The 25,387-nt window shown below is 74.9% G+C and carries 23 protein-coding genes; 14 read left to right on the forward strand and 9 right to left on the reverse strand.

The features are described 5' to 3' along the window. Positions 1 to 72: 72 nt before the first annotated feature. Positions 73 to 3,528: an NACHT domain-containing protein gene (locus ACGFZP_RS14130; RefSeq protein WP_392931970.1), complete on the reverse strand. Its 3,456-nt coding sequence runs from the start codon at positions 3,526 to 3,528 to the stop codon at positions 73 to 75. Between the two features lie 140 nt (positions 3,529 to 3,668). Between ACGFZP_RS14130 and ACGFZP_RS14135 the strand changes: the two genes are divergently transcribed. Next, complete coding sequence (locus ACGFZP_RS14135; protein WP_392931971.1) at positions 3,669 to 3,962, forward strand: hypothetical protein; 294 nt, start codon at positions 3,669 to 3,671, stop codon at positions 3,960 to 3,962. Positions 3,963 to 4,007: 45 nt separating this feature from the next. Here the strand turns inward: ACGFZP_RS14135 and ACGFZP_RS14140 are convergent, their stop codons facing one another. The 4 genes from ACGFZP_RS14140 to dhbC form a co-directional block, all read right to left on the reverse strand. Continuing rightward, positions 4,008 to 5,153 carry a PQQ-dependent sugar dehydrogenase gene (locus tag ACGFZP_RS14140; protein ID WP_392931973.1) on the reverse strand — a complete coding sequence of 382 codons (1,146 nt, stop codon included), beginning with the start codon at positions 5,151 to 5,153 and terminating at the stop codon, positions 4,008 to 4,010. Between the two features lie 123 nt (positions 5,154 to 5,276). Next, positions 5,277 to 6,041, reverse strand: a complete 765-nt coding sequence (locus tag ACGFZP_RS14145; RefSeq protein ID WP_392931975.1) for an alpha/beta fold hydrolase — start codon at positions 6,039 to 6,041, stop codon at positions 5,277 to 5,279. A 154-nt stretch (positions 6,042 to 6,195) separates the two neighbouring features. Continuing rightward, positions 6,196 to 6,534: a chaplin family protein gene (locus ACGFZP_RS14150; RefSeq protein ID WP_392931977.1), complete on the reverse strand. Its 339-nt coding sequence runs from the start codon at positions 6,532 to 6,534 to the stop codon at positions 6,196 to 6,198. Positions 6,535 to 6,838: 304 nt separating this feature from the next. Continuing rightward, the gene (gene dhbC / locus ACGFZP_RS14155; RefSeq protein WP_392931979.1) at positions 6,839 to 8,056 is read right to left on the reverse strand and encodes an isochorismate synthase DhbC; all 1,218 of its coding nucleotides are present in this window, start codon (positions 8,054 to 8,056) and stop codon (positions 6,839 to 6,841) included. Positions 8,057 to 8,388: 332 nt separating this feature from the next. Between dhbC and ACGFZP_RS14160 the strand changes: the two genes are divergently transcribed. The 5 genes from ACGFZP_RS14160 (at position 8,389) to ACGFZP_RS14180 (ending at position 12,543) form a co-directional block, all read left to right on the forward strand. After that, on the forward strand, positions 8,389 to 9,627 hold the full coding sequence (locus ACGFZP_RS14160) for an MFS transporter (RefSeq protein WP_392931981.1): 1,239 nt from the start codon (positions 8,389 to 8,391) through the stop codon (positions 9,625 to 9,627). A 4-nt stretch (positions 9,628 to 9,631) separates the two neighbouring features. Continuing rightward, positions 9,632 to 10,279 carry a TetR/AcrR family transcriptional regulator gene (locus ACGFZP_RS14165; protein WP_392931983.1) on the forward strand — a complete coding sequence of 216 codons (648 nt, stop codon included), beginning with the start codon at positions 9,632 to 9,634 and terminating at the stop codon, positions 10,277 to 10,279. Between the two features lie 88 nt (positions 10,280 to 10,367). Then, positions 10,368 to 11,066 (forward strand): siderophore-interacting protein, encoded by a 699-nt coding sequence (locus ACGFZP_RS14170; RefSeq protein WP_392931985.1) that lies wholly within the window; start codon positions 10,368 to 10,370, stop codon positions 11,064 to 11,066. Between the two features lie 163 nt (positions 11,067 to 11,229). Beyond that, on the forward strand, positions 11,230 to 11,379 hold the full coding sequence (locus ACGFZP_RS14175) for a hypothetical protein (protein WP_392931987.1): 150 nt from the start codon (positions 11,230 to 11,232) through the stop codon (positions 11,377 to 11,379). A gap of 12 nt (positions 11,380 to 11,391) precedes the next feature. Continuing rightward, on the forward strand, positions 11,392 to 12,543 hold the full coding sequence (locus tag ACGFZP_RS14180; protein ID WP_392931989.1) for an MFS transporter: 1,152 nt from the start codon (positions 11,392 to 11,394) through the stop codon (positions 12,541 to 12,543). An 18-nt stretch (positions 12,544 to 12,561) separates the two neighbouring features. Here the strand turns inward: ACGFZP_RS14180 and ACGFZP_RS14185 are convergent, their stop codons facing one another. Both ACGFZP_RS14185 and ACGFZP_RS14190 read right to left on the reverse strand, forming a co-directional pair. Continuing rightward, positions 12,562 to 13,530 carry a helix-turn-helix transcriptional regulator gene (locus tag ACGFZP_RS14185; protein WP_392931991.1) on the reverse strand — a complete coding sequence of 323 codons (969 nt, stop codon included), beginning with the start codon at positions 13,528 to 13,530 and terminating at the stop codon, positions 12,562 to 12,564. 154 nt (positions 13,531 to 13,684) lie between these two features. Continuing rightward, the gene (locus ACGFZP_RS14190; protein WP_392931992.1) at positions 13,685 to 14,821 is read right to left on the reverse strand and encodes a CapA family protein; all 1,137 of its coding nucleotides are present in this window, start codon (positions 14,819 to 14,821) and stop codon (positions 13,685 to 13,687) included. Between the two features lie 241 nt (positions 14,822 to 15,062). Here ACGFZP_RS14190 and ACGFZP_RS14195 point away from each other — a divergent pair, with 241 nt between their 5' ends. From ACGFZP_RS14195 to ACGFZP_RS14210, 4 genes are all read left to right on the forward strand, one after another. Then, entirely contained in the window at positions 15,063 to 15,389 is a 327-nt protein-coding gene (locus ACGFZP_RS14195) for a dsRBD fold-containing protein (protein ID WP_392932257.1), read from the forward strand. 164 nt (positions 15,390 to 15,553) lie between these two features. Continuing rightward, positions 15,554 to 16,723, forward strand: coding sequence for a M48 family metalloprotease (locus tag ACGFZP_RS14200; protein ID WP_392931994.1), 1,170 nt, complete (start codon positions 15,554 to 15,556; stop codon positions 16,721 to 16,723). Positions 16,724 to 16,797: 74 nt separating this feature from the next. Beyond that, positions 16,798 to 17,220, forward strand: a complete 423-nt coding sequence (locus ACGFZP_RS14205) for a MarR family winged helix-turn-helix transcriptional regulator (protein WP_392931996.1) — start codon at positions 16,798 to 16,800, stop codon at positions 17,218 to 17,220. A gap of 173 nt (positions 17,221 to 17,393) precedes the next feature. Beyond that, positions 17,394 to 18,557 carry a PP2C family protein-serine/threonine phosphatase gene (locus tag ACGFZP_RS14210; RefSeq protein ID WP_392931998.1) on the forward strand — a complete coding sequence of 388 codons (1,164 nt, stop codon included), beginning with the start codon at positions 17,394 to 17,396 and terminating at the stop codon, positions 18,555 to 18,557. Positions 18,558 to 18,659: 102 nt separating this feature from the next. Here ACGFZP_RS14210 and ACGFZP_RS14215 read toward each other — a convergent pair whose 3' ends face one another. Continuing rightward, positions 18,660 to 19,970 carry an ABC transporter substrate-binding protein gene (locus ACGFZP_RS14215; RefSeq protein WP_392932000.1) on the reverse strand — a complete coding sequence of 437 codons (1,311 nt, stop codon included), beginning with the start codon at positions 19,968 to 19,970 and terminating at the stop codon, positions 18,660 to 18,662. 212 nt (positions 19,971 to 20,182) lie between these two features. Further along, positions 20,183 to 20,803, reverse strand: a complete 621-nt coding sequence (locus tag ACGFZP_RS14220) for a hypothetical protein (RefSeq protein ID WP_392932002.1) — start codon at positions 20,801 to 20,803, stop codon at positions 20,183 to 20,185. Between the two features lie 144 nt (positions 20,804 to 20,947). Here ACGFZP_RS14220 and ACGFZP_RS14225 point away from each other — a divergent pair, with 144 nt between their 5' ends. The 4 genes from ACGFZP_RS14225 (at position 20,948) to ACGFZP_RS14240 (ending at position 25,384) form a co-directional block, all read left to right on the forward strand. Further along, on the forward strand, positions 20,948 to 21,592 hold the full coding sequence (locus tag ACGFZP_RS14225) for a hypothetical protein (RefSeq protein WP_392932004.1): 645 nt from the start codon (positions 20,948 to 20,950) through the stop codon (positions 21,590 to 21,592). Between the two features lie 171 nt (positions 21,593 to 21,763). Further along, on the forward strand, positions 21,764 to 23,749 hold the full coding sequence (locus tag ACGFZP_RS14230) for an ABC transporter permease (RefSeq protein ID WP_392932006.1): 1,986 nt from the start codon (positions 21,764 to 21,766) through the stop codon (positions 23,747 to 23,749). Next, entirely contained in the window at positions 23,746 to 24,522 is a 777-nt protein-coding gene (locus ACGFZP_RS14235) for an ABC transporter ATP-binding protein (protein WP_392932008.1), read from the forward strand. The genes ACGFZP_RS14230 and ACGFZP_RS14235 overlap by 4 nt, the downstream gene beginning before the upstream one ends. A gap of 154 nt (positions 24,523 to 24,676) precedes the next feature. Then, the gene (locus tag ACGFZP_RS14240) at positions 24,677 to 25,384 is read left to right on the forward strand and encodes an ABC transporter ATP-binding protein (RefSeq protein WP_392932010.1); all 708 of its coding nucleotides are present in this window, start codon (positions 24,677 to 24,679) and stop codon (positions 25,382 to 25,384) included. Positions 25,385 to 25,387: the final 3 nt, after the last annotated feature.

The raw sequence follows: 25,387 nt of genomic DNA on the forward strand, positions 1-25,387 counted from the left end.
TGACCCACTTCCCTCGAGCTTCCTGGACAGGTGTCCATCATACATGGACACCTGTCCAGGAAACCCGAGGCCCTACGCCTCGGCCGCGACCTGCAGCCAGGCCCGCATCTGCCGCAGGCGCAGCCGCTTGGCGGGGGCGGTGGACCCGGCCTCGACGAGCTCGGTCATCCGCGCGACGGCATCGGGGATCGCGTCGGCGTTCTGGATGTCCTGGAGGAGGCGCCACTCGTAGGAGTTGGGTGGCATGGCGTGCTCCAGGACGTTCCACCAGATCCGCCGGGCGGCCGCGCGCTCGCCGATGGAGGCCAGCCCCCGGGCGAGGTCGAGCATGGAGCCGACCCCCACCTTCGGATGGCTCACGACCGTCTCCACGGCCTGCTCGACCCGGCTGCGGCCGTCGACCGCGATCAGGGCGGTGACCGCGTCGAGCACCTGCTTGCCCTCCGCCTCCGGCGAATCCCGCTGCCGGAGCGCCAGCTCCCTGGCGAGGTCGTGGTGCAGATCGCCCTCCTGGGCCGCGAGCCCCTCCAGGACCCCGGCGATCCAGGTCGGGTGGTGGGCCCGCGCACTCGTCGACTCCCCTTCCAGGAACGCCAGGGCATCGGCGGCGGAGACCTTCAGCAACACGGTGACGGCATCCTCGTAGAAGCCCGCACTCCCGTTGGGCGTACGCAGGGCGCGTTCCGCGAAGACCCGGGCGGCCTGCGGGGAACCGCCCTGCAGCAGCTCCTGCGCACAGGTGGCGCGATCGAAGGGACCGACCCGCTCGCCCTGGTCGAACATCGCCAGGACCTCCGTGGAGGCACCCGGCCCCTCGGCGGCGAGCAACAGCGCGATGACCCTCGACGCGGCCACCGGCTGCATCCGGTCGGCGGCCGCGTGGGCTCGCGCCCACTCGGCAACCATGCGGTTCTCACCGAGCTCCGCCGCCGCCTTCAGGAGGGCCGTGGTGTACCAGGAGGTGAATCCGTCGGCCGAGGCGACACGGTCGACGGCTCGGACGAGCGGGGCCGCACCGTCAGGGCCCGGCGCCTTCGCCCACAACTCCGCCACCTGCCAGAGGTGATAGCCGTCGAGGGCGGCGGAGTCGAGCAGCCCCCCGGTCACCCGGGCTGCGGCGGCGGCCTCGCCGAGCCTCTCCAGCACCGCGGCCGTCTTGATCGCGGCAGCGCCGTACCGGCCGGGCATACCGAGGGCGAGCAGGGCGATCTCTCCAGGCGCGTCGGACGGTTCGGCACGCAGCCAGGCCTCCACCGCGGTCTCCCGGATGTCCGGCAAGGCCAGCGGATCGGCGAGCACCCCGCGGCACAGCTCGGCGACCGAGGCGGTCTCGCCGAGGATCTCCAGCGTCTGCGCGGTGAAGGCCTGCACCCAGGCCGCACTCCACGACCTGTCGATCCGGTCGGCATGCTGCCGTACGGCCCGCCGCGCAGCCGAGCTGATGGTCCGGGAGATCCGGGCCGCCCGGGGAAGCAGGCCCTTGACGTCCGGCAGCAGGGAGCGAAGGAGTTCCTCGGCCTCCGCCGCCGGAAGGCAGCGGGCCAGCGCGGCCACGGCCTCCAACCGCAGACCGATCGGGAGCCCCACCGAGCCGGCCAGCTGACGCAGCCGCTCGACCGCGGCGGGATCACCGCTCACATCGGCCAGCGCCCTGATGGCCTCTTCGACGTCGTCCGGATCGCAGCGGCCGCACTCCACCAGCCGTTCCACCAGCCGGGCCCGGCGATCCGGGCCGACCACGACCCCCTCCGCCACCAGCAGAGCGGCCAGGACGTACTGGTCCGTCCGCACACCGTCCAGCAGGTGGTCGATGATCAGATCACCCTCGCACCCCTCCCGCTCCGCCCACAGCCGGAAGGTGAACAGCGCGAGCGTCTGCTCGGCCTCGCTCGTCGCCCGCCGCACCCACTCCGCGAGGTTCGGGAAGTCCGCCGGGACCTGCGCCGCGTACGACCGCGCCGCCAGGAACTCCGCGAACGACTGGTGCAGGAACCGGAAGTCGTCGGCCTGGGCGACCAACAGGCCCGACCCCAGCAGGAGATCGCGCAGCTCCCGGTCGGAGAGGACGGCCCGCCCCTTCAGCCAGTCCCGCGCCGCCGCGCCCAACGACCCGTCCTGCTCGATCCGGTAGCGCCCCAGCGCCTCCAGCAGCTCCTCGTGCCACTCGGCCGCGCCATCGCCGCGGCGCAGCAGGTACTCGAAGAAGCGCCGGTACAGGCTCAGCCGGTTGCTGGGCAGCGCCCTGGTCGGCTCGAGGGTCGCGCCGATCGCCGCGATGGTCGCGAGCAGCGGGTTGCGGACCAGTTCGCGCAGCCGGCCGTCCGCCGCCTCCTCGACGAAGCGGGCGACGGCCGCGGCGGCGTCCTCCTCGTCCTCGACCTGGGCGCGGAACCACTGGGTCGCGAAGTCCCGCAGCTCCGCCTCGTCGAAGGGCTCCATCCGGTAGCCCGCGAAGCCGGCGCCGCGCAGCGGTGCGAGTTCGGCCTCCGGGAGCGGGCGGGTGGTGACCAGGAAGCGGTAGGCGCTGTCGGCGCGGGCGTGCTGCGCGACGGTGCGGATGATCCCGGCCCGCTCCTGCCGGTCCGTCACCTCGTCCAGGCCGTCCACCAGGACCAGCCAACGGGCGCCCTGGACCCGTCCGGTGAACAGGCCGGGCTCCGGATCGGCGACCAGGCTGTGGCCCAGACTGCGGCGGGCCGCCCCGCACAGGGCCGCGCTCCACGAACCGCCCTCGCCGACCAGGGTGCGGGCGGCGATCCGCAGCGGGACGAGGGGCTCGGCGGTGGGGGCGGCGGCGGTGCTCTCCTCGCGCAGCCAGATCCGGGCGAGCAGCCAGGTGAGGTGGTTGGCCAGGGTGGACTTGCCGGCGCCCGGCTCCCCGGTCACCAGCAGGTGCACATGGCGGTCCAGCACCTCGGAGGCCGGCAGAACCGCGTCCCAGTCGGGGGACTTGGCGCCGCCGGCCCCGCCCTCCTGCGCGGCGGTGCCGAGCCCCCCGGCCGAACCCCCCGCCGAACCGCCGCGCGCCTCCTTGTCGCCCTCGCCCGGCTCGCGCACCGACTGGGCCCGGACCTGCTGGCGCACGTAGATCGCGGAGAGCGGCGGCTCGGCCACGTCGAGGATGTCGTAGGGCAGCCGGTCCACCACGGCCGCCTGGGCCTCCAGCAGGTTGCCCAGCACCGGGCCCGGTTGCGGTAGCCGGTCCCAGGACTCCAACCTCGGGCTTCCGGCCGCGCGTTGAGCGGCGGCCGCCAGTTCCAGGGCCTGCTTGGCGCGCCGCCAGACCGGCTCGACCTCGGCCGGGTCGCGGTCCAGGGCGAGGGCGAGGGCTCGCATCGCGGCCAGCGGGAACAGTCGGGCGGCGTTGTGCACGCCGTAGACCAGGCCCTTGTCGAACAGTCCTGCCTGCACGAACGCGTTCGGCGACCGGTACCCCGTGCCGAGGAGCGCCTGCTGGAACCAGGCCGCCAGCGCCTCCAGTTCCTCGTACCGCTCCTGCCCGCCCTTCGGCGGACGCCCCCCAGGCATCGCATCCCGCCCAACTACTCGCGCTCCCGGGGAGTTTCCCGGAGTTTTCCGAGCCTAGTGGGAAACTCCAACCCTTCGACAGCCTGGATCCCGGCAGCCCGGCCGCCGCAGTTGGCGGCCCCGACCGGCAGGAGAATCCGATGGGACCGCTCGACCTGATCACCACCACCTCGCCCCTGATGGCCCCGGCCTTCCTGGTGAGCGGGACCGCCGCGGTGCTGCGCGCCTGGATCGCGCACCGCACCGCCGTCCGACTGGCCGCCGAGCGGACCAGGCGGGTGGGACTGGCGCTGACCCGGGCGGGCCGGGGGAACTCGGCCGAGGTGGTGCGGGCCTGCGCCGAGTTGGAGGCGGCGGTCGGCCCCGACCCGGCACCCGCGCGTCCGGCCGGGCGCCGGCAGGGTGGGCGCGCCCGGTCCCGGCCCGGGGCGTGACCCCGCCCCGGGCCTCCCCGTCCCCCGACCCTGTCGGCGGCGGGCCTACACCGGGGAGAGGCGCAGGATGCGGTCGTCGCCGGGCTGCGGGTCGCCGCGGCCGTCGGTGTTGTTGGTGACCACCAGCAGGGTGCCGTCCCGGTCCGCGACGACGGTGCGCAGGCGGCCGTAGGCGCCGTTGAGGAACTCCTGTGGTGCGGAGGCCAGATGGTCGCCGTCGAGCGGGATGCGCCAGAGCCGGGTGCCGCGCAGGGCGGCCATCCAGATCGCGCCGTCGGCGTAGGCGATGCCGCTCGGGGAGGCGTCGGCGGTGCGCCACTGCGCCACCGGGTTGAGGTAGTCCGGGTTGGTGGCGATGCCTTCGACCACCGGCCAGCCGTAGTCGCCGCCGGGCTTGATCAGGTTCAGCTCGTCCCAGCTGTCCTGGCCGAACTCGGAGGCCCAGAGCCGGCCTTGGGGGTCCCAGGCGAGCCCCTGGACGTTGCGGTGACCGTAGGAGTAGACCGGCGAGTCGGGGAACGGGTTGCCGGGGGCGGGGGAGCCGTCCGGCGCCAGCCGCAGGATCTTGCCGCCGAGCGAGCCCTTGTCCTGGGCGAGCGCGCTGTTGCTGCTGTCGCCCGTGCCCGCGTAGAGCAGGCCGTCGGGGCCGAAGGCGATCCGGCCGCCGTTGTGCCGGGGTCCGTGTGGAATTCCGGTCAACAGCACCTCGGGAGTGCCGAGTTGCTGGCCGGAAGGCTGCGCCGGGTCGTAGCCGAAGCGGACGATCCGGTTGTCGGTGGCGGTGCTGAAGTACGCGTACACCAGGTGGTCGGTGGCGAACCCGGGCGACAGGGCGATCCCGAGCAGCCCGCCCTCGCCACCTGCGGTCACCCCCGGCACGGTGCCCGCCACGGTCTTGGCGCCGTCCTTCGCCGCGACCCGGACGATCTGTGCGCTGTCCCGCTCGGAGACCAGCAGGTCCCCGTCGGGCAGCACCGCCAGGCCCCAGGGCGCGGCCAGCCCGTCGGTGACGGTCGCCCGTACCGCGACCTCCGGTCCGGAGGCGGCCGACGCGCCTGCGGAGGGCCCGGTCGCAGCCGTCCCGGTGGCGGCCGTCCCGGTGGCGGCGGACGGCGCGGCGGAGGAGCAGCCCACGGCGGCGGCCGGTCCGAGGAGCAGGGCGAGTACGACGGCGGCGGAGCGGCGGAGCACCGGTGGACCCTCCAAGGGGCGACGGACGCGGGCGCGGCGCCCCCAGCAGACCACACCGGCCCGCCCACCGCGCCGCAACCCGCCGCCGACCGGCGATCTCGAGTTGCCGCGATCGAGGACCGCTCAGCCGACGGGGACCGTCTCGCGCAGGAAGCCGGTCAGCAGGTCCGCGACGGCCGCAGGCCGCTCAAGACCGGGGAGATGGCCGGCCCAGGGCAGTTCGAGGTGCCGGGCGTCGGCGAGGAGATTCGGCAGTCGGGCCGCGATCTGCCGGAAGTCCACCAGGTCGCGACCGCCCGAGACGGCGAGACAGGGCGCCTTGATCGCCGACAGGTCGATCTCCACCGCGATCCGCCCGGCGCCCTCAGGGGCGGCCAGTTGCACGTCGAAGGCGTGCCGCTGCATCCCGCGCAGCTCGTCCCGGACCGCCTCCTGCGCGTCCGGCCCCAGCCAGGTGTCCACGTTCAGCTCCACGGCGCCGGCGACATCGCCCGCCTCCAGCAAGGCGTCCTCCCGCTCGCCGAATGCGCGCAGCACATCGGTGGGCTCGTGCCCCGGCAGCCCGGCGCACAACAGGGCCATGGCGGACACCCGGTCCGGATGGCGGGCGGCGATCTCCAGGGCGACACGCCCGCCGAACGAGGAGCCGACCAGCGCCGCCCTGTCGATGCCGAGCGCGTCCATCAAGTCCAGCACGTCCTCGGCATCGTTGTGCCGCCGGTCCGGCAGAGGGGTTTCACCGAAGCCCCGGAAGTCACAACGCACCACCCGGTATCCGGCATCGGCCAGGGCCGACCACTGCGGATCCCACATCCTCCGGTCACACACCCCGGAGTGGAGGAGTACCAGCGCGGGACCGTCTCCGGTCGCATCGTAAGCGAGAGTCATACGCAGACCCTAGGCGGCAAACGATCAAGGCACCACGATTTTCCCTGGTCCGCGCACTGCCCACTCCGCCCCGGACGAGCGGAAGGGCTGCGACCCGGCGGGTTGCAGCCCTTCCGTCGAAGTCGGTGTCAGGGTTCGGGAAGGCGGCTACGGATCAGTTGTTCCCTCCGCCACCGTTGTTGCCGCCGCCGGTGCCGTTGCCGATTCCGACGAGGTTGACGCTGTTGCCGCAGATGTTGATCGGGATGCTGATCGGGATCTGGATCTGGTTGCCGGACAGGACACCGGGCGAGCCGGCGACCACGCCACTCGCATAGGCGCCGCCCTCGTTGATACAGGTGGTACCGCCGCCGCCGCTGAAGGCGTTGGGCATCCCCGAGGTGACGGGCGCGCGGTCGGGACCCTCGCAGCCCGCCAGGGCGGTGCCGGCGGAGGAGAGGGCCAGCACGACGCCGAGGCCTGCGGCTGCCACGAACTTTCTGGTGTTGGTCATGGGCTCATGGGTGCCCATTTGTCATATAAGCCGACTTCCAGACTCGCCAGAAGTCACCCGATCGCAGCCGGGAACCAACCCGACCGCAGCAGGACCCTGGGCCATCCGGGCGGCGGACGGCCGTGACCGCGACCGGGACCGCCCGCCGCCCTGCGGCCGCGCCGGTCAGCACCGGAGGTCGGGGCTGGACCGCCCTCGACCGCCCTGCACACAAGGCCTGCGCGGCCCGTCCCACCCGCTCAGGCGGTTCGCGTCCGCCGGCCCGCCGCTACGGACACGGAGGCCCGCGAGCCGTCCGCGCCGGCTAGCGCGGCACTCCGGCGGCGTCCAGGAAGGTGCGGAACTTCGCGCTGGTCTCGGCGAGTTCGGACTCCGGCCGGGACTCGGCGACCACGCCCGCACCCGCGTAGAGCCGCAGTGTTCGCTCGTCGGCCTCGGCGCAGCGGATGGTGACCACCCACTCGCCGTCGCCGTCCGCGTCACCCCAGCCGACCATGCCGGCGTACAGGCCGCGGTCGAAGGGCTCGATCTCGCCGATCACCGTGCGGGCGAGCGGCGTCGGCGCACCGCACACGGCGGGCGTCGGGTGCATCGCGGTGGCCAGCTCCAGCGCGGACACGGACGGGTCGACCAGCACGCCGGTGATGGTGGTGGCCAGGTGCCACATCGCGGCGGTACGGACCAGGGTCGGCCGCTCGGGCACGTCCAGGTCCCGGCAGTACGGGGCCAGCGCCGTACGAATGGCGTCCACCACGAAGGCGTGCTCGTTCAGGTCCTTGGGCGACTCCAGCAGGGCGGCGGCGCGGCGGACGTCCTCGCCGAGGTCCGCGCTGCGCGGGACCGAGCCGGCCAGCGGGTTGGCCAGCACGGCCGTGCCGTGGCGGGAGAGCAGCAGTTCGGGGCTGGCGCCGATCAGCGTCCGGCCGCCACCGGCGGGTACCGCGAAGGCGTAGCCGCCGGGGTCGCGGCGGGCCAGCCGCTGGAGGATCGCGGGCAGGTCGAGCGGGCCGGCGGCGGACAGCTCCAGCGTCCGGGAGAGCACCACCTTGCTCAACTCGCCGCCTTGGAGGCGCCGGACGGCCTCGGCGACACCGGCGCCGTACTCGGTCGGCTCGGGTATCGGGCGGACCTGCCAGTCCACCCGCTCGGCGGCCGGGGCGGGCAGCGCGATCAGCGGGTCGTCGCGCAGCGCGCCGCACCGGCGGACCTGTGCGGGTACGGCCAGTTCGGCGCGGCTGTCGTGGTCGAACGCCACCGCGCCGATCACCAGCGGGTGCTCGACCCCGTCGCGGCGGGCCCGGGCGAGCGTCTCGGCGACCCGGACCGGCAGCGGGCGGGCGTCCTGCGGGACCCTGGCGCGCACGCCCTCGGCGAGCAGCGTGCGGCTCGGGGAGGCGAAGAACGCCTCGTCGGACCCGGCCCGGTACTGACCCAGCAGCCCGCTGGCCGCGCCGATGACGGTGTGGTCCGTCCCGGCCGGGGCGTGGTGCGCCGTGGCGGGGGCATGGTGCGCCGTGGTCACCTGGATTCTCCCAGTCTGCGAGTGGCCGCCGGGCCGTGGTGGGGCCGGGCGGGGTGCGGGGCGTTGCGGGTGGAGCGGCGGGTGCCAGACGGCGGACGGCCCGGCCGTGCAGAAGCATTAGGCAAGCCTAACCTAACACAATTGTTCGGTTCGGCCGAGAGCCCGAGTGGCCGTCAACTCGTCGATCCGGGCCGCCACTCCGAGTCCGGGACCGGGAGCGCGCCGGATTCGACCCTCAAATGTAGACGCAACGTTGCGTCCAGTGTTACGGTGCGGGAGCTTCAGCCGCAACGCAACGTTGCGTCTATTTTCACCACCAGAGGAGCACCCCTATGCCCTCCGCCACCCGCCCCACACTGGTCGCCCGCGCAGCCGTCGCGCTCGCGCTCTGGGTCACCATGGCCGGCACCACCGTCCCGACCCCGCTCTACCCCCTCTACCAACACGCCTTCGGCTTCACCCCGTTCACCGTCACGGTGGTCTTCGCCGTCTACGCGCTCGGCGTCGTCGCCGGACTGCTCACCCTCGGCCGCCTCTCCGACCGGATCGGGCGCCGCCCGGTCCTGGCCGGTGCGCTACTGCTCGCCGCGGCCGCCGCCGGCCTCTTCGAGGCCGCCGACTCACTGCCCTGGCTGCTCACCGCCCGGGTGGTCTCCGGCCTCTCCGCCGCCCTGATCACCGGCAGCGCCACCGCCGCCCTGCTCGACCTCGCCGCGCCCGACCGCCGCCAACACGCCCAGACCCTCGCCCTCGCCGCGAACATGGGCGGCCTGGCCTGCGGCACCCTGATCGCCGGGGCGCTCGCCCAGTGGGCGGGCTCGCCCCTGCGGCTGCCCTGGACGGTGATGCTCGCCCTGACCGCCGCCGCGCTGCTCGGGCTGCTCGCCGTCCCCGAGACGGTGCCCCGCGGCGGATCCGGTCCGGAGGAGGCGGCCGCAGGGCAGGCGGGCTCCCGGTTCCGGCTGCGCCTCCAGCCGCTGCGCGTCCCCGCCGCCATCCGGCCCGCCTTCCTGCGTGCCGCACTGGCCGGCGGCTCCGGGTTCGCCGTCCTGGGTGTGCTCACCGCCGTCAGCGGACTCTTCCTGGCCACCGTCCTCGACATCCACAACCGCGCACTGACCGGCCTGGTCGTCTGCCTCGCCTTCGCCGCCACCGCCGTCGGCCAACTGCTGGCCCGCGTCCTGCCCGCGCCCCGGGCCCTGCCGACCGCCTGCGCCGGACTGGTCGCGGCCGCCGCCCTCATCGCGACCGCCCTGCTCACCGAGTCCCTGACCCCGCTCCTGCTCGGCGCCTGCGTCAACGGCCTGGCCACCGGCACCGCCGTCGGCACCGGCCTGGGAGCCATCAACACCGGCGTGGCACCACAGCAGCGCGGCGAGGCGGTGTCCACCTTCTTCGCCATCCTGTACACGATGCTCTCGGTGCCGGTGGTCGGCGTCGGCGTGCTGATCCAGCTCGCCGGATTGCGCACGGCCGGACTGGTCTTCAGCGCACTGGTCGCCGCCCTGGCCCTCGGCGCCGCGGCCGGCCTGGCCCGGCGCCCGGCCACCGCCCACCCCCGGGAGGCGTGAGAGGATGGCCCCGACCAGCAGCTCCGGCCGGACGGTCACCCGGCCCGCCCGTAAGGACCTCAGCACCATCGCCGCCCAGCAGCAGCGCCCCGCCCCGACCGGTGGCAGTAGCCGCCGCAGTGAGGCCGCGCGCCTGGCCGTGCTGAACGCGGCCGACGACCTGCTGGTGGAACACGGCTTCGAGGGCCTCACCATCGAGGGCATCGCCGCCGCGGCCGGGGTCGCCAAGCAGACCATCTACCGTTGGTGGAAGTCCAAGGTCGACATCCTCTTCGACAACCTGGCCCTGGACGCCGGACCGGCCCTCGCCTGGCCCGAGGACACCCAGCCCGGCGTGGACCAACTCCGCGCCTACGTCCACCTCTTCGCCCGATTCCTCGGCGAGGAGCCGGCCGGCCGTGTCCTGCTGGCTCTCCTCGGACACGCCCAACTCGACAGCCGTACCGCCGAGTTGCTGCACTCCGGATTCCTGGACGAGCTGCACGCCCGGGACGTCGAACAGACCGGCCGCTGCCTCTCGGTCTCCGCCGCCGAGGCCGAGGCCGTCCTCGACGCCCTGCTCGCCCCGCTCTACCACCGCGCCCTCGTACTGCGCCGCCCGCTCGACCGGGCCTTCGTCGACGCGCTGCTCGACCGGCAGCTCGACCGCTGACGCTTCGTCAGCCCCCCGTGCTGCCCACCCCTTCAGCACTCCCCGTTCCGCGCCCGTGAGTCCCCCGGGCCGCCTCCCTGGAGCCGCCATGTTCCGCCGACCCCGCCCGACCCACGACGTCCGCGTCACCGCGGTCACGCCGCTGACCTCGAACCTTGTCCGGCTCACCCTCTTCGGCCCCACCCTGACCGACCTCGGCATCGAACACCCAACCCAGTGGGTGAAGTTGGCGATTCCGGACGGCCACTCCCGGGCCTACACCATCCGCCACCACCGACCCGTGCACTCCGAGGCGGACATCGACGTCGTCCTGCACGGCAACGGCCCGGTCTCCCGCTGGGCCGCTGTCGCCCGCCCCGGCGACAGCGCCCGTCTCGGCGGCCCCCGCGGGCGGTTCCAAACCCTCGACAGCGCCACCCACGTCGTGCTCGCCGCCGACGAGAGCGCCCTCCCGGCGGCCCTCACCATCCTCGACCGACTCCCCTCCTCCGTCCGGGTGTCCGCCTACTTCGAGATCGCCGATGCCGCCGACACCCTCCCGCTCAACACTCGCGCCGACCTGACAACCAGCTGGCTCCCCCGGCCCGCCGGGCACCCCAAGGGCCGGCTGCTGACCGCCGCCGTCCTCGGCGCCGATCTCCCCTCCTCGGCCTCGGCGTGGCTCGCCGGCGAGGCCTCCTCCGTCACCACGATCCGCCGCCATCTGCTCACCGACCGCGGCTACTCCGGCGAGGACGTCCAGGCCAAGGGCTACTGGAAGCAGGGCGAGTCCGACCACAAGGGCTGAATGCAGGCGGGGCGATGGGCGGGCGGTCACGGCGGGTGCGGTGACCGCCCGCCCATCGCCCCGCAGACACTGACAGAAGGTGTCAGGGATTCTCGCGAGACTGGCAGTCGCGGTCCACACCAGGCCCGTTGACCGCCGGCCGCCGACTCCCGACGAGGATCCTTTGCGCACCAAGCCCGACCGCACCGCCCCCGCCACCGAGCGCCTGCTGATCCCCGCCGCGCTCATCACCGCGTTGGGCAACAACATCCAACTGATCGCGGCGGCGCTGCTGATGGTCGGGGCGGAGGGGACGATGCTCTCGGTCGGCTAGCTGTTCATCGCCGTGGCCGTCCCGCAGGCGGCGCTGTCACCGTTCCTCGGACGGGTGGCGGACCGGTTCGACCGGCGGCGGCTCTGGCTGGGGTGCGACCTGGCCAGCGCCGCCGCGGCGTTGGCGGTCCCGGTCTGGTCGGCCGTGGTCGGACCGGGCAGTGCCGCCGTCTACGCGGGCAACTTCGCACTCGCCGTCGTCAGCGCGCTCTTCGGCCCCGCCAGTGCGGGCCTGGTCAAGGAGCGGGTGCGGCCCGCCGAACTGCGCCGGTTCACCGCCGACTACGAGGTCGCCACCCAGGCCGGGATGCTGCTCTCGGCCTCGGTCGGCGGCTTCGCGCTCCAACTCTTCGGAGCCACCCCGCTCTTCGTGTTCAACGCGGCGACCTTCCTGGTGTCCGCGGTGTGCGTGGCCGCCCTGGGAGACCGCTCGACCGCGCCCTCCTCGGCTCCCTCGGCTCCCTCGACTCCTCCGCCTGCCCCGACCGCCCCGCCTGCCGCGCCCGCCTCGGGGAGTTCGCGGGGCCCGGTGGCGCGTCTGATCGTGCTGTACGCGCAGGGCAGCGTCGTCGTCACCGTCTTCAACGCGCTGCTTCCGGTCCTGGTGATCGGGGAACTGCACCGCGGGGCGGCCGTGTTCGGGGCGGCCGACGCCGCCGGGGGCGCGGGATTCCTCCTCGCCGCCGTGGCCTACCGGGCGCTCGGTCGGCGTATTCGCGATCTGCGGATCGCGGTGGTCGGCTTCCTCGCCGCCAGTCTGGTGATGGTGCTGCAACCACTCTTCGGGGTCACCGGGTTGGTGGTGTTCGTGGCGCTCGGGGCCTTCCTCTTCGGCCAGGCGCGGATCGCCTCGCGCACCCTGCTGATGACCTCGGTCGAGGAGCACCGGATCGGGCGGGTCTTCGGCGTCGCCCAGGCGAGCGGGCTGGCCGCCACGGTGGTGGTGATGCTGGCCGTCTCCGCGATCACCGACCACTCCGACAGCCGGTACGGGTTCGCCGTCCTCGCCTCGATCAGCGCCGTGGCAGCCGTCGCGGCGGCAGGCCGGCGGGCCCTGCGCCGCGAGCCGCTGCCCGCCGAGCTGCCCGCCGAGCCCGTCCACCCCGTCCAGCCGGTCCAGCCCGCCGGGTGCGGCGCGTCGGCGGTCGGCACCGGGTCGGGCTGACCGCACGGGGCAGGCTGGTCACCGGTACAGCCCGGCGAGCGCCCTGGCGGAGGCGGCCATCCGGTCGCGCAGTTCCACGGGCTCCAGGACCTCCAACTCCGCGCCGAGCTTCAGGAACTCGGTGTGCGCATGGTCGACCGACTCGATCGGGACGACCGCACGGCTCCAGCCGTCCCGGTCGGGCCGCACGCCCGCGGCCACGGCCTCGGCGCCTGCCCGGCCCAGCAGCCCGGGCAGGCGTTCGACACCACGTGGGGAGAGCCGGACGAGAGCCTGGTCCTGGTGCAGCCGCGCATGGAAGTCGGCGACGTACTCCCGCCAGTAGGCGCCCAGGTCGAATCCCTCCGCGCGCTCGAAATCCCCCTCCAGCAGCTCGACTTCGAGGATCTGGTCGACCCGGTAGGTGTGTACGGCGGGGCCGCCGCAGGCCACCAGGTACCAGCGGCCGGCCTTGAGCACGAGGCCGTACGGCGCGAGGTGCCGCTCGACCTCGGTCGGCGCCCGCCAGCGGCGGTAGCGGATCCTGATCGGCCGCCGGCTCCACACCGCGTCCGCGACGGCCGGCAGGTGCGGAACCTCCTCGCCCTCGCTGTACCAGCCGGGGGTGTCGAGGTGGAACCGCTCCTGGCTGCGCGCCATGTGCTCGCGGAGCTCCGCGGGCAACGCGGCCCGGACCTTCAGCTGGGCCGCCGCGGCCACCGCCCCGAGGCCGAGTTCGGCGGCTGGACCGGGCAGCGCACCGAGGAAGAGCGCCCGGGCCTCGTCGGCGCTGAGGCCGGTCAGCCGGGTGCGGTAGCCGTCGAGGAGCCGGTAGCCGCCGGCCGGGCCGGCGTCGCCGTACAGCGGGATGCCCGCCGCGTGCAGGGACTCCACATCCCGGTAGATGGTGCGGACCGACACCTCCAACTCCTCCGCCAGCTGCTGCGCGGTCATCCTGCCGCGGGTCTGGAGGAGCAGGAGTAGGGACACCAGTCGGCTCGCACGCATGGCTGCAGTATCCGCGCCCCCACTGACAGGTCCGCTGTCCACCGACCGGTCGCACGGTGCCGCCATGTCCTCGGATGGCGGCCGCGCACACCGCGGGAGGTGCGGGAGCGGCCGGGGGTACAGGAGGTGCGGCCGGTACAGGAGGTGCGGGCGGTCAGTGCGCGGCGGGGGCGGGGGCCAGGCCGGTGCAGCCCCGGAGGCCGTCTCGTCGCTTCAGGGCGGCCTCGGCGGCGGCGCCGCTCTGCGGGACGGGGACGCCCTGGTCGTCGACCGTCGCCGGGGTGAACGCCTCGCCGGTCACCTTGCCGGCGGCGTTCAGGGTGAGGGTGGTAACACCGGTCTCGTTGGAGAAGGCGTAGTTGGAGGTGCCGTACCAGAGGAAGTTGCCGAAGCCGTACCCGACGTAGGTGTTGCCGAGCATCCCCGAGCCGAGCATGGTGTGCGCGTGGGTGCCGACGACGGCCGTCGCCCCGACGCCCGCGAGCTTCTTCGCGATGGCGGTCTGGGCGCTGGTCGGACAGGCCTTGCCCTCGTCGCCCCAGTGCAGGTAGACGAGCACCACCGGCGCCTGCTGCTTGGCCGCCTCGACCGCCTTCACCAGCGCCGCCGCGTCCAGGGCCGACGCGATTCCCGGCTTGGTCGCGCTCGCGCGCCACTTCTGGTTGGTGAGGTCCTCGACCTGGCTCGCCGCCACCACCGCGACCTTCACCCCGCGCACCGTCGTGACGTACGGGGCGTACGCCTCCTTGGCGTTGCGGCCGAAGCCGACGATCGGGATCGGCGAGGAGTCCTTGGCGGCGAGGGAGTCGGCGAGGCCGTCGGCGCCGAAGTCCACGGCGTGGTTGTTGGCCATCGAGACGACGTCGACGCCGGAGTCGCGCAGCGCGGTGAGCGCCTTGGGCGAGGTCCGGAAGGTGTAGGTCTTCGGCTCGGGGGCGCCGCGGTCGGTGATCGCGGTCTCCAGGTTGAGCACGGCGAGGTCGGCGTCCGAGAGGGTCTTGGAGATCGGCCCGAGCGGCTGCTCCGGCGCCTTCACCCCGAGCCGCGGCTCCGTCCGGCCTTCGAAGTGGACGTCGCCCGCGAACGCCACCGTGATGCTGCCGTCCGGCCGGGGCGCGGCGGGGCTGCCGGACGCCGCTGCGGAGGGGGCGGTGGAGGCGGCGGCGCCCGCCGAGGGCTTGGCGCCGTCCGCGGCGGGCGCGGCCGGAGCCGGCGCGGGGTCGTCCGGTCCGCAGGCGGCCACGGGTATCAGCCCGAGCAACAGTGCGACGGCGGCCGCGACACGGCGCATTGAGATTCCCCCCGGGGGTCGGTCCAAGAGCGGTCAGCCTACGTCACCCCTGGACACGGCCTTCGCCCCGCCTCCACAGAACCCCAGGGCCCGGGCCCGGGTGGCGGCGGGTACCGGACAGGCCCGACCGGCCCAACCCCGCCGCCCGATCCGGCCATCGTGTCCCTGGCGCGGCGGCGGCGCCCGCGCGCAGCGTGGAGGGGGGTGGCAACCGCGCTGGAGGTGGTGGGTCGTGAACGGCATGGATGGCATGGACGGCAAGGACGACACCGGCGGATTCAGTGGTACCGGTGGTGACGGGGGCGGCCCGGGCCCGGGCACCGTCCGCACCAAGGACTGGCAGCTGAACCTGCACGTGGTCGAGGAACGCGACACCACCCGGGTGCACGCCGTGCTGGACGCCGACGGTGCCGTCCTGCAGAGCGATGCCCTGGCCCGCCGCAACCCGCGCGACGATCCGGCTCCGGCGGTCGGGGACGAGTTCGCCGTCGGCCGTGCGCTGGTCGACCTGGGCCACCAGCTCCTGCGCGCGGGTACCCAGAGCGCCACCCGGTCCGCCGAGGGCTGAGATGCTGGTCCCTGACGGTCGGCGGACGGCGGCGCGCAGCGAACGGCGGCGCGCAGCGGACAGCGGACAGCCAACGACCGTCAGAGAACAGACAACAGATGACAGATTTCCTATTCTGTCAGTCACCCCTCCCCGCCAGTCGACCACCGGGACGCCAGGAACCCATGGAAGCCAGCACCGGCACCGCCGCCGACTTCACCGCCCCCGACTTCACCCCCGCCGAGCGCGCCCGCGGCCGGGCGCTGCGCCGCGAGCAACTGCCGTGGGCCCTCGGCGGGCGGGTGCTCGGCCTGGCCCTCACCCTGCTGCTCGGACTGACCCCGCTCGGCGCCGACCTGGTCACCGCGGTCGGCGGCTGGTTCGGCGGCTCCCGGAGCGCCGAGGTGCTCGCCGGCGCGGCCGCCCTCGTCGTCCTCGGCCAGGCCGCGCAGCTGCCCTTCGGGGCGGGCGCACGCACCGTCCGGACCCGGTACGGACTGGTGACCCAGGGCTGGGGCGGCTGGGCAGTGGACGTGCTGCGCGGACTGGCGCTCACGCTGGCGCTGGCACTGCCGGTCGCGTCCGGCCTGTACGCACTGACCGCCTGGTCGCCGGACCGCTGGTGGATTCCGGCGGCGGGCGCGGCGGCGCTGCTCACCGCGGCCCTCTCCTTCCTCTTCCCGCTCGTCGTCGAGCCGGTGTTCAACCGCTTCACGCCGATGCCGCCCGGCCCGCTGCGCGAGGCGCTGCTGGCGCTGGCCGAGCGCGACCGGGTCCGCGTCCGGGACGTCCTGGTGGCCGACGCCTCGCGGCGCACGACGGCGCTGAACGCTTACGTGTCCGGACTCGGCGCGACCCGCCGGATCGTCGCGTACGACACCCTGCTCTCCACGGCCGAGCCGCGCGAGGTGGAGCTGGTGGTGGCGCACGAGCTGGGCCACGTCAAGCACCGGGACGTGCTGACCGGCACCGTGCTGGGCGCGGCGGGCGCAGCCGCGGTGGTGTGCGCGCTCGGCCTGCTCACCGGCTGGGAGCCGCTGCTGTCCGCCGCCGGCGCGACGGACGCGGCCGATCCGCGCTCGCTCCCCCTGATGGCCGCGTGCGCGGCGCTCCTGGGGGCGCTGTCCGGACCGGTACAGTGCGCGGTGAGCCGGCGGATCGAGGCCCGGGCGGACCGCCACGCACTCGAACTCACCTCGGACGCCGAGCAGTTCATCGCAATGCAGCGCAGACTGGCACTGGCCAATGTGTCCGATGTCGACCCGCCCCGGGTGCTTGAGCTACTGTTCGCCACTCACCCGAGTGCGACCCGTCGAATCGCCGCTGCCCGCGCCTGGCAGGCCTCGGCCCGCTGAGCGGACGAGCGGCAGCCGGGCACCGGGGCAAGTTGTTGTATGATGCAACAAATATTCGAGGAGGTAGGTGCGCCGTGCCCGGTCGTGAGACGTCGATCGACACCATCCAGCGCGAGCTGACCGCCTTCGCCCGGCGGGCGCGGCACAAGGCGTCGCAGCTGCACCCGGACCTCTCCCTGGTCACCTACAGCATCCTCGACCTGATCAACGAGCGCGGGGGCTGCCGGGCCGCCGACGTCGCCTCGTACTTCATGCTCGACAAGTCCACCGTCAGCCGCCAGGTCGGCGCCCTGGAGAAGCTGGGGCTGCTGCGCCGCGAGACCGACCCGGAGGACCAGCGCGGCCAGATCCTGCGCGCCACCGAGGCCGGGCTGACCCTGCTGCGCGAAGCCAACGAGCAGCGCCGGATCTCCTTCACCGCACGGTTCACCGACTGGTCGGACGAGGACGTCGCCCGCTTCGCCGACTACCTCGCCCGTTACGGCGCCCAGGACTGAACCGCCCGAGACCGGACCGCCCGAGACCGGACCGCCCGAGACCGGACCTCTCGGCCCGAACCGCGCGGACCTCTCGGCCGAGGCTCCCCCGCGCCCCGGGCCGCCGCCTCTCGGCCCCGCGGGCCTCTCCCGCCGGAATGCGTTCCACCACCCGGACGGTGTACAGAGGAGAGGTGCCACTTCGGCAGCACCCCCGTGACCCGCGCCGGACGTGGCGGCCCGACCGCCGCGCACTGACGGCGCTGCCGCTCGCACTGATCGTCGTGATCGCCGTCGTCGACATCCTGTCGCCACCGGAGATCCACCTCGGCCCGCTGCTCATCGTCGCCCCCGCGATCACCGCCTCCTTCGCCGGCACCCGGGCCACCGTCGCCGTCGCCCTCCTCTCGATCGCCGCCCTCGTCGTCATCGGCGGCGTGCGCGACGGGCTGACCACCGCCAACCACGAGGCGCAGATCGCCGCCCAGATCGTGGTCTCGGCGCTGATCGTCGGCCTGCGCGTGCTGCGCGACCGGCACGAACAGGAGCTGGCCCAGGTCCGCTCGGTCTCCGAGGCGGCCCAACGCGTCCTGCTGCGCCCGCTGCCGGACCGGATCGGGCCGCTGCACCTGGCCTCCGTCTACCTCGCGGCCGAGGCCGAGGCCCAGGTCGGCGGCGACCTGTACGCGGCGGCCAGGACCGCCACCGGTACCCGGCTGCTGGTCGGCGACGTCCGCGGCAAGGGACTCTCCTCGCTCGGCGACGCCGCCCTCCTGCTCGGTGCCTTCCGCGCGGCCGCCCATCTGCACGCCTCACTGCCCGAGCTCGCCGTCTACCTGGACGGCAGCGTCTGCTGGGACCTCGCCCAGCTGGCGGTGCAGGGGCACGACGCCGATCCGGGCGGGGGCGGGCCGAGCGGCGACGGCGGCGAGTCGTTCATCACCGCGGTCATCCTCGACATCCCGGACGACGGTTCGGTGGTCCGGCTGATCGACTGCGGCCATCCGCCCCCGCTCCTGCTGCACACCGGGGGCATCACCGCGCTGGCGGCCCGCAACCCCGCCCCGCCGCTCGGGCTCGGCGACCTCGCGCCGACCGAGTACGAGGTGGAGGAGTACCCGTTCCTCCCCGGCGACCGCCTGTTGGTCTACACCGACGGCGTCATCGAGGCCCGCGACACCCGGCGGCGCTTCTACCCGCTCACCGAGCGGGTCGCCGCCTGGCACGACGAGCGCCCGGCCGCCCTCCTGCAGTGCCTCCGCCGCGACCTGCTCGCCCACGTCGGCGGTCGGCTGGACGACGACGCGGCGATGGTCGCGGTGGAACGGCTACCGGACGGCGGACGGCGGGGCCCGTGATCGATCGCCCGCCCCACCCCGTACCCGCCCACGTCCCCGCGGCCCGCGGCCCGCGGCCCGCCCCCACGGTGCCGACGGTGCCGACGGCCGGGCAGTCCCCGGCTACGGCCGGTACGGCAGTTGCGGCACGTCGAAGCAGGTGGTCGTCATCGACGCCACCTGGGTCACCCAGCCGCCCCTGCCCGACTCGGCGGCGTCCTCCCAGCGGGCGGCGTTCAGACAGGCCCGGGTGAGCCCGGTCGGCGGAGGCTGTGGCACGAAGGCGGCCGGCAGGATCAGCCCGTGCGCGTCGTACGGCTCGGTCCTGTTCATGAAGCGCTCCACACAGGCCCGGGTGAGCTCGGGGCCGCACGGGTCCATCGCGTCGGCGAGCCACTGGGCGCCCGCCCAGCCCTCCAGCTCCCAGGCCGACAGCAGCGGCTCCCGGTCCGGCTGGTAGCGGGCCATCGCCGTCCGGAACTCCCGCACCGCCGGGTACGTCACGTCCTCGTAGTTGAGGCTCGACGCGGTCGCCCACAGCGCGTTGCGGCAGACGGATGAGGCCTGGTAGTCCGTCCCGACGGTCTGGGACCAGTTCTGCACGTTGGTCACCTTCGCCGACACCTGCGCCCCGGCCTCGTCCAGTGCCCGGCAGAGGGCCGCGTTGCCCCGGGTGTCCATGGCGTCGAACAGCAGCTGCGAACCGTCGGCACGCACGGCCGCCGCCACCGCCTGGAAGTTCGGCAGCGCGAAGTCCACCGTCTGCACCAGCACCCGGTAGCCCTCCGCTTCCAGTCCGGCCTTCAGCCGGGCGGCGTAGCGGGCGGAGTCGGCCTGGTTGTACGCGACCACGGCGGCACTGCCCGCGCCCAGCCGCTCCTTGAAGTAACGGAACACCTCGGTGGTCTGGTAGAGCGTGCCGTTCCAGCCGACCGCGTGGCCGTCGCGCGGCGCGCTGCTGCCGTAGATGCCGTAGAGGTGCGGCCAGCGGTCGTACGCCGTGCCGATCGGCTGGCCGCCGACGTCCGGCACGCCCTGGCCGCTCACGTAGGGCGCGCCCGCGTAGTCCAGCACGCTGCCGGAGACGAACGCGAAGACGCGCTCCTGGTCGATCAGCCGGTGCACGCAGTCCTGGTTGCCGATGCCGCTGCCGCCGTCGTCGCAGGCGACCAGACGGACGGTGCGTCCGTGCAGGCCGCCCCGGTCGTTGAGGGCCTGGAAGAAGGCCTGCGCACCGTAGCGCGGCCCGCTGAACACCTCGCTGCCGACGGGGCTGGTCAGCGAGGTGACGATGCCGATCCGGATCTCGGTCGCGGTGACCCCGGTGTCGGAGGCGGGGTTGCCGCCGGAGCCGGGCCCCGGACCGGTCCCGCCGCCGGGGGTCGGGCGCCCGATGAACGCGGAGTCGGGCAGCCGGGTACCGCAGCCCGTCATGAGCAGCAGGAGGAGCGCGACCGCCGGCGCGAGGGCTGCGGCGAGCAGCCGACCGGCCGGCCGGCCCGGGCGCCCCCCGCCGGGGGGGGGGGGGGGCCCCCCCGCGCGGGGGGGGGGGCGCGGGGGGGCCCCCCGCCCGGCCCCCCCCGGGGCGGCGCCCCCGCCCCGCGGGGGGGGGGGGCGCGCCCCCCCCCCCCCGGCCTGCGAGGCCGTCAGCCGCATCCGGGAATCGGCGTCCCGCCGGCACCGCCGGCCTGGGTGAGCAGGCCGCAGAGCGTGGAGCGGGCGACCTTCCACGTCCCGTTCTCCAGCACGGCCTGGCCGCTGGCGGCCGGCTCGACCACGGCGCCCTGGAGGGAGAGCGAATAGGTGACGGTGGCCTGGGTCGCCGAGGTGAACGCCACGTCCGTCACCTTGGCCTGCACCTGGCCGATCCTCGGGTCCTGCGAGAAGCCCTGGAGCACCGGGAGCAGCACGTCCCCGTTCTGGAGCAGCTTGGCCTTGTCGGCGATCGGGGTGGCCGGGTCGAAGAACTTCTCCCAGTTGGCGGTGACCTCCGCCTTGGCGGCCGCCGGATCGGCGGGCGCGGTACCGGTGGCACTTGCCGAGGCCGTGCCCGACGCCGCCGCGGAGGCCGCCGCGGAGGCAAGGCTGGAGACGGCGGCGGAGACCGACGCCGCCGCGGACGCCAGGGCCGAGGACGTGGCCGTGGAGCCGGAGCCGCTGCTGCCGCATCCGGCCGCCGCGCCCGCCAGCAGCACCACGAGCAGCACGCTCGCGGACCGCCGGACCAGGCCGCCGCCGTGACGGGTGCCGCGCTGCGTCACATGCATGGTGTTCCTCTCGCCGGGCGCCGTCACGAGCGCCTTCCCGGGCGCTTCCAGGAGTGCTGCCCCGGGTGCCTTCCCGGATCCGTCCCGGATGCTGTTCCAGGCCGTTCCTGGAAACGTCGCAGGTGACACCATGAAGGCGGATCCATGGACGAATCGCAATCCGAGGACGAGAGCCCTCGTCACGCGGTGAAGCGGACGCCCGGGCCGGAGCTCCGAGCGGCTCGGGAGACACGCGAGTGGCTCGGCTGGGCCCTTGCGGCGGCCGGGGCCGTCCTGTGCGTACTGGGCTGGTACGGGGTCTCCGGCGAGCAGTTCGTCGAGCAGCAGATCCCCTATCTCGCGTCCTCCACCATCCCGGGCGCCGCGCTGGTGGTGGCGGGCACGGTCATGGTCGCCCTGCGCGCCTCCGCCCGCTCCAAGTCCCAGACGCCGCGGGGCGATCCGACGGATCTGCGGATCGAGCAGCTGTACGCCCTGCTGGTCGAACCGGCCGACGCGGGTGCCGCCGCCGGGCCGGACGAGCGGACCGCGCCGGACTCCGACGGCGCCCCCGGCCCGGGCCACCCGGGCCACCCCGCCGCGCCCCCGCTCGCCGCCGACCGACTGGCCCTGCCCGAGGGCACGCTCTACCACCGCCCGGGCTGTCCGCTGATCACCGACAAGCCCCGCGCCGAGCCGGTCGACGCCGACGCCGTCCGGTCCAGGGGGCTGACCGCCTGCCGGATCTGCGAGCCGCCGCTCCCCGACGGACCCACTCCTGCGGGCGAATCCGCCCCGCCGAACTGCTGAGGCGGCCGACCGGATGAACGACACGAACCCGAACGCCACGACCGCGGACGGCACGCGCCCGAACGCCACGAACCCGAACGCCACGAACCCGAACGCCACGAACCCGAGCAGCACGAGCCCGGACGACACCGCCCCGAGCGGGCCGGCGGCGGCGACGGACGGCGCACCCCCATGACCGACATGTCGGCCCTCGGCCTCACCCTAGACCTCGCCCTCGCCGGGCTCACCGTCGGCAGCGCGGCCGCGCTCAGCGGTGTCGGCCTGGTGGTCTGCCACCGCGCGACCGGCGTGCTCAACATCGCCCAGGGCGCCCAGGCCATGGCCGTCGCCTACCTGCTGCGCGACCTGGTCGTGGTGCGCCACTGGCCGGTCTGGCCGGCCGTGGCGGTCTGCCTGCTGCTGGTCGCGCCCGCACTCGGGGTGCTGATGGACGTCCTGGTGTACCGCCCGCTACAGCGCCGCGGCGCCGGTCCGGCCGAGACGATGGTGGCCGGCCTCGGGGTGTTCGTGCTGCTCATCGGCATGGTGGTGCTGCTCTGGGGCGCGGCGCCGGTGAGCGGCGCCCCCTCGCCGTTCGGCGGCGCGCCGATCGCGCTGCCCGGCGGCCACACCCTGCGGCCCGACACCGTGGCGCAGCTCGGCGCGATCCTCGTCCTCTGCCTCGCGGTGGCCGCGATCGGCCGCTTCACCCGCTTCGGCCTGCGGCTGCGCGCGGTGGTGGACGACCGCAGGCTCGCCGTACTCGCCGGAGTGGACGCCGACCGGGTGTCGGCGGCCGGCTGGGCGTTCGGCTCGTTCACCGCCGGACTGGTCGGCATCGCGCTCGCGCCGTACCTGCTGCTCGACCCGTACGGGCTGCCGCTGCTGGTGATGGAGACCATGGCGGTCGCGGTGGCGGCCCGGCTGCGGAGCATTCCGGTGGCGGTGGCGACGGGCCTCGGTCTCGGCATCGCGCAGGCCGAACTGACCCGGCTGCGCCCCGCGGGCCAGCTGCTGCCGCTGGTCCAGGCGGTGCAGGCCAACCTGTTCGTGATCGCGCTGCTCGTCGCCGCCCTGTGGGCGGGGCCCCGGATCCCGGGCGGCGAGCGGAGCGGGGTCGACGGGTGGGGGGCGGGCGGCCGGACGGCGGGCCGGCGCGGGCCGACCGGCGGCGGGCGGGCGGCCCTGGCGGTCGGCCTGGTGCTGCTCCTGCTGCCGCTCGGCTTCCGAGCCGACGACCTGCGCGGCGCGCTGCCGGTACCGGCCCTCGCCCTGATCCTGCTCTCGATCGTGGTGGTGACCGGTTACGGGGGCCAGATCTCGCTCGGCCAGGCCGGGTACGCGGGGATGGGCGCGCTCGGCACGGGGCTGCTGATGTCGGGGCGGATCCCGGGCGTCCCGGCGCTGCCCGCCGCGCCGGCCCTGCTGCTCGCGGTCCTGGCCACCGCCCCGCTCGGGCTGCTGACCGGCTGGCCGGCGATCCGCCGCCGGGGGCCGGCCCTGGCCCTGGTGACCTTCGCGGTCGGCACGGCGATGAGCCGGTTCGTCTTCCAGCAGCCGTACGCGACCTCCGGGCTCAGCCTCGACCGGCCGGCCTTCCTGGCGGGCGACCGCGCCTTCTACCTGGCCGAACTGGTACTGCTGGGGGCGGGCCTGGTCGTGGTGCGCAGGCTGCACCGGGGACGGCTCGGACGGGCGCTGACGGCGATGCGCGACCACGAGCCGGGTGCGGTCGCGGCGGGTGTGGACGTACCGGGGCTGAAGCTGTTCGCCTTCGTGGTGGGCGCCGCGCTGGCCGCGCTCGGGGGCGGGCTGATGGGGTTGGCCGGGCGGGCCTTCGACCCGGCTGCCTTCGACCCGGTGCGCGGGCTGCTCTGGTTCGCGGCCGTGGTGGTGGCCGGCGCGGACAGCGCGCTCGGCGCGGTGCTGGCCGCCGCCCTGCTGATCGGCCTGGACGCGGGCACCCTCGCAGGGGTCTCGGCGGTGGCGGTCGGCGTCCTCGCGGCGGCGATCGGCCGGCTCCCGGGCGGGATCGCGGGTCTGGCCGTGCGACTCCCCCGCCGCTCCCCGCCGCAGCCGCGATCTCTCCCGCCGGTCCGCCTCACCCCCGCCGGCCGCCGCGCCCGGGCCCTGGTCGACGCCCGCCGGCCTGGCCCGTCCGACGGGGGCGGACCGTGAACCGCGTCGGCCCCCGCACCGCCCGGCTGACCGCCCGGGGCGTCGTCCGGCGCTACGGCGGGATCGCCGCGGTGGCCGGGGTGGACCTGAGCGCGCCGCCGGGGCGGATCACCGCCCTGATCGGGCCGAACGGGGCCGGCAAGAGCACCCTGTTCGACTGCCTGGCCGGGACGGTCCGCCCGGACGCCGGCCGGGTGCTGCTCGGCGGCCGGGATGTCACCCGGCTGGCCGCGCACACCCGGGTGCGACTGGGCCTGGCCCGGACGTTCCAGCAGATCGCCGTCTTCCCGACCCTCTCGGTGGCGGACAACGTCCGGATCGGCGCCGAGCAGCGGCACCGGGGGCGGCACCAGGGTCGGGGCCGCGACGTTCGGGCGGAGGACGCGGACACCGCACGCGCCCTGGCGCTGCTCGGCCTGCAGCGGCTGGCGGCGCAGCCCGCCGGCGACCAGCCGACCGGGGTGCTGCGCCTGGTGGAACTGGCCCGGGCACTCGCGGGCCGCCCGCGCGTCCTGCTGCTGGACGAGCCGGCGGCCGGTCTGGACACCGTGCAGACCGGCCGCCTGGCCTCCGTCCTGCGCGGCCTCGCCGACCGGGGCATGGCGCTGCTGCTGGTGGAGCACGACGTCGACCTGGTCGCCGAGCTGGCCGACACGGTCTACGCGATGGCCGACGGCCAGGTGGTGGCGTGCGGCCCGACGGCCGCGGTGCTGGCCGACGCACGGGTCGCCCGGGCCTGGGGCGGGGCGGCTCCGGAGGTGGGTGACACCTGACGGCCGACATCTGACGGCTGACAGCTGACAGCTGACAGCTGACGCATAGCAACTGACGAATGACAACTGACAGATTTCAGATTCCCGATGACGACGAACCGATGACAGTGCCCCGCTAGCAGCCGCCGCCCCACCACCCCGAACCGGAACCCCCGTGCCCATCGAAGCCGCCCTGCTCGACGCCCGTGTCCGCTACGGCCCCCTCGAGGCGCTGCACGGCGTGGACCTGGCCTTCCCGGCCGGCCGCGTCACCCTGCTCCTCGGCCGCAACGGCGCCGGCCGGACCAGCGTGCTGCACGCCCTGGCCGGCGTCGTACGGCTGTCGGCCGGGCGGGTGATGTGGCGGGGGCGGGACGTCACGGCGCTCGGAGCGCGTCAGCGGGTACGGCTCGGGCTGGCCCTCGTCCCGGCGGAACGCGCGGCCTTCGCCTCCCTGACCGTGGCCGAGCACCTCGACCTCGCTGCGGGCGCAGCGGAGGCCGCCGGGAGGACCGGGAGCCGGGGCGGCCACTCCGAGGCCCTGGACCTCTTTCCGGAGCTGACTCCCCTGCTCACCCGCCCGGCCGGCACGCTCTCCGGAGGTCAGCAGCAACTCGTGGCGGTGTCCCGGGCGTTGAGCGCCCGACCGCGCCTCCTCCTGCTCGACGAGCCGGACCGCGGCCTGGCCCCCGCCCTCGCCGCCCGACTGCACGCCCACCTGCTGGCGGAGGCGGACGCCGGGGGCCGGACGGTCGTGGTGACCGCGCAGTCGCTCCCCCGGAGCCTGGCCGGTGCGGCCGTGGTCCACGTGCTACACCGGGGCGAGGTCGGCTTCTCCGGGGAGCCCGCGGAGCTGGGAGGCCGCCCCGCCGCAGCGCCGTGACCG

The sequence above is a fragment of the Kitasatospora sp. NPDC048239 genome (assembly GCF_043202015.1).
GTDB lineage: Bacteria > Actinomycetota > Actinomycetes > Streptomycetales > Streptomycetaceae > Kitasatospora.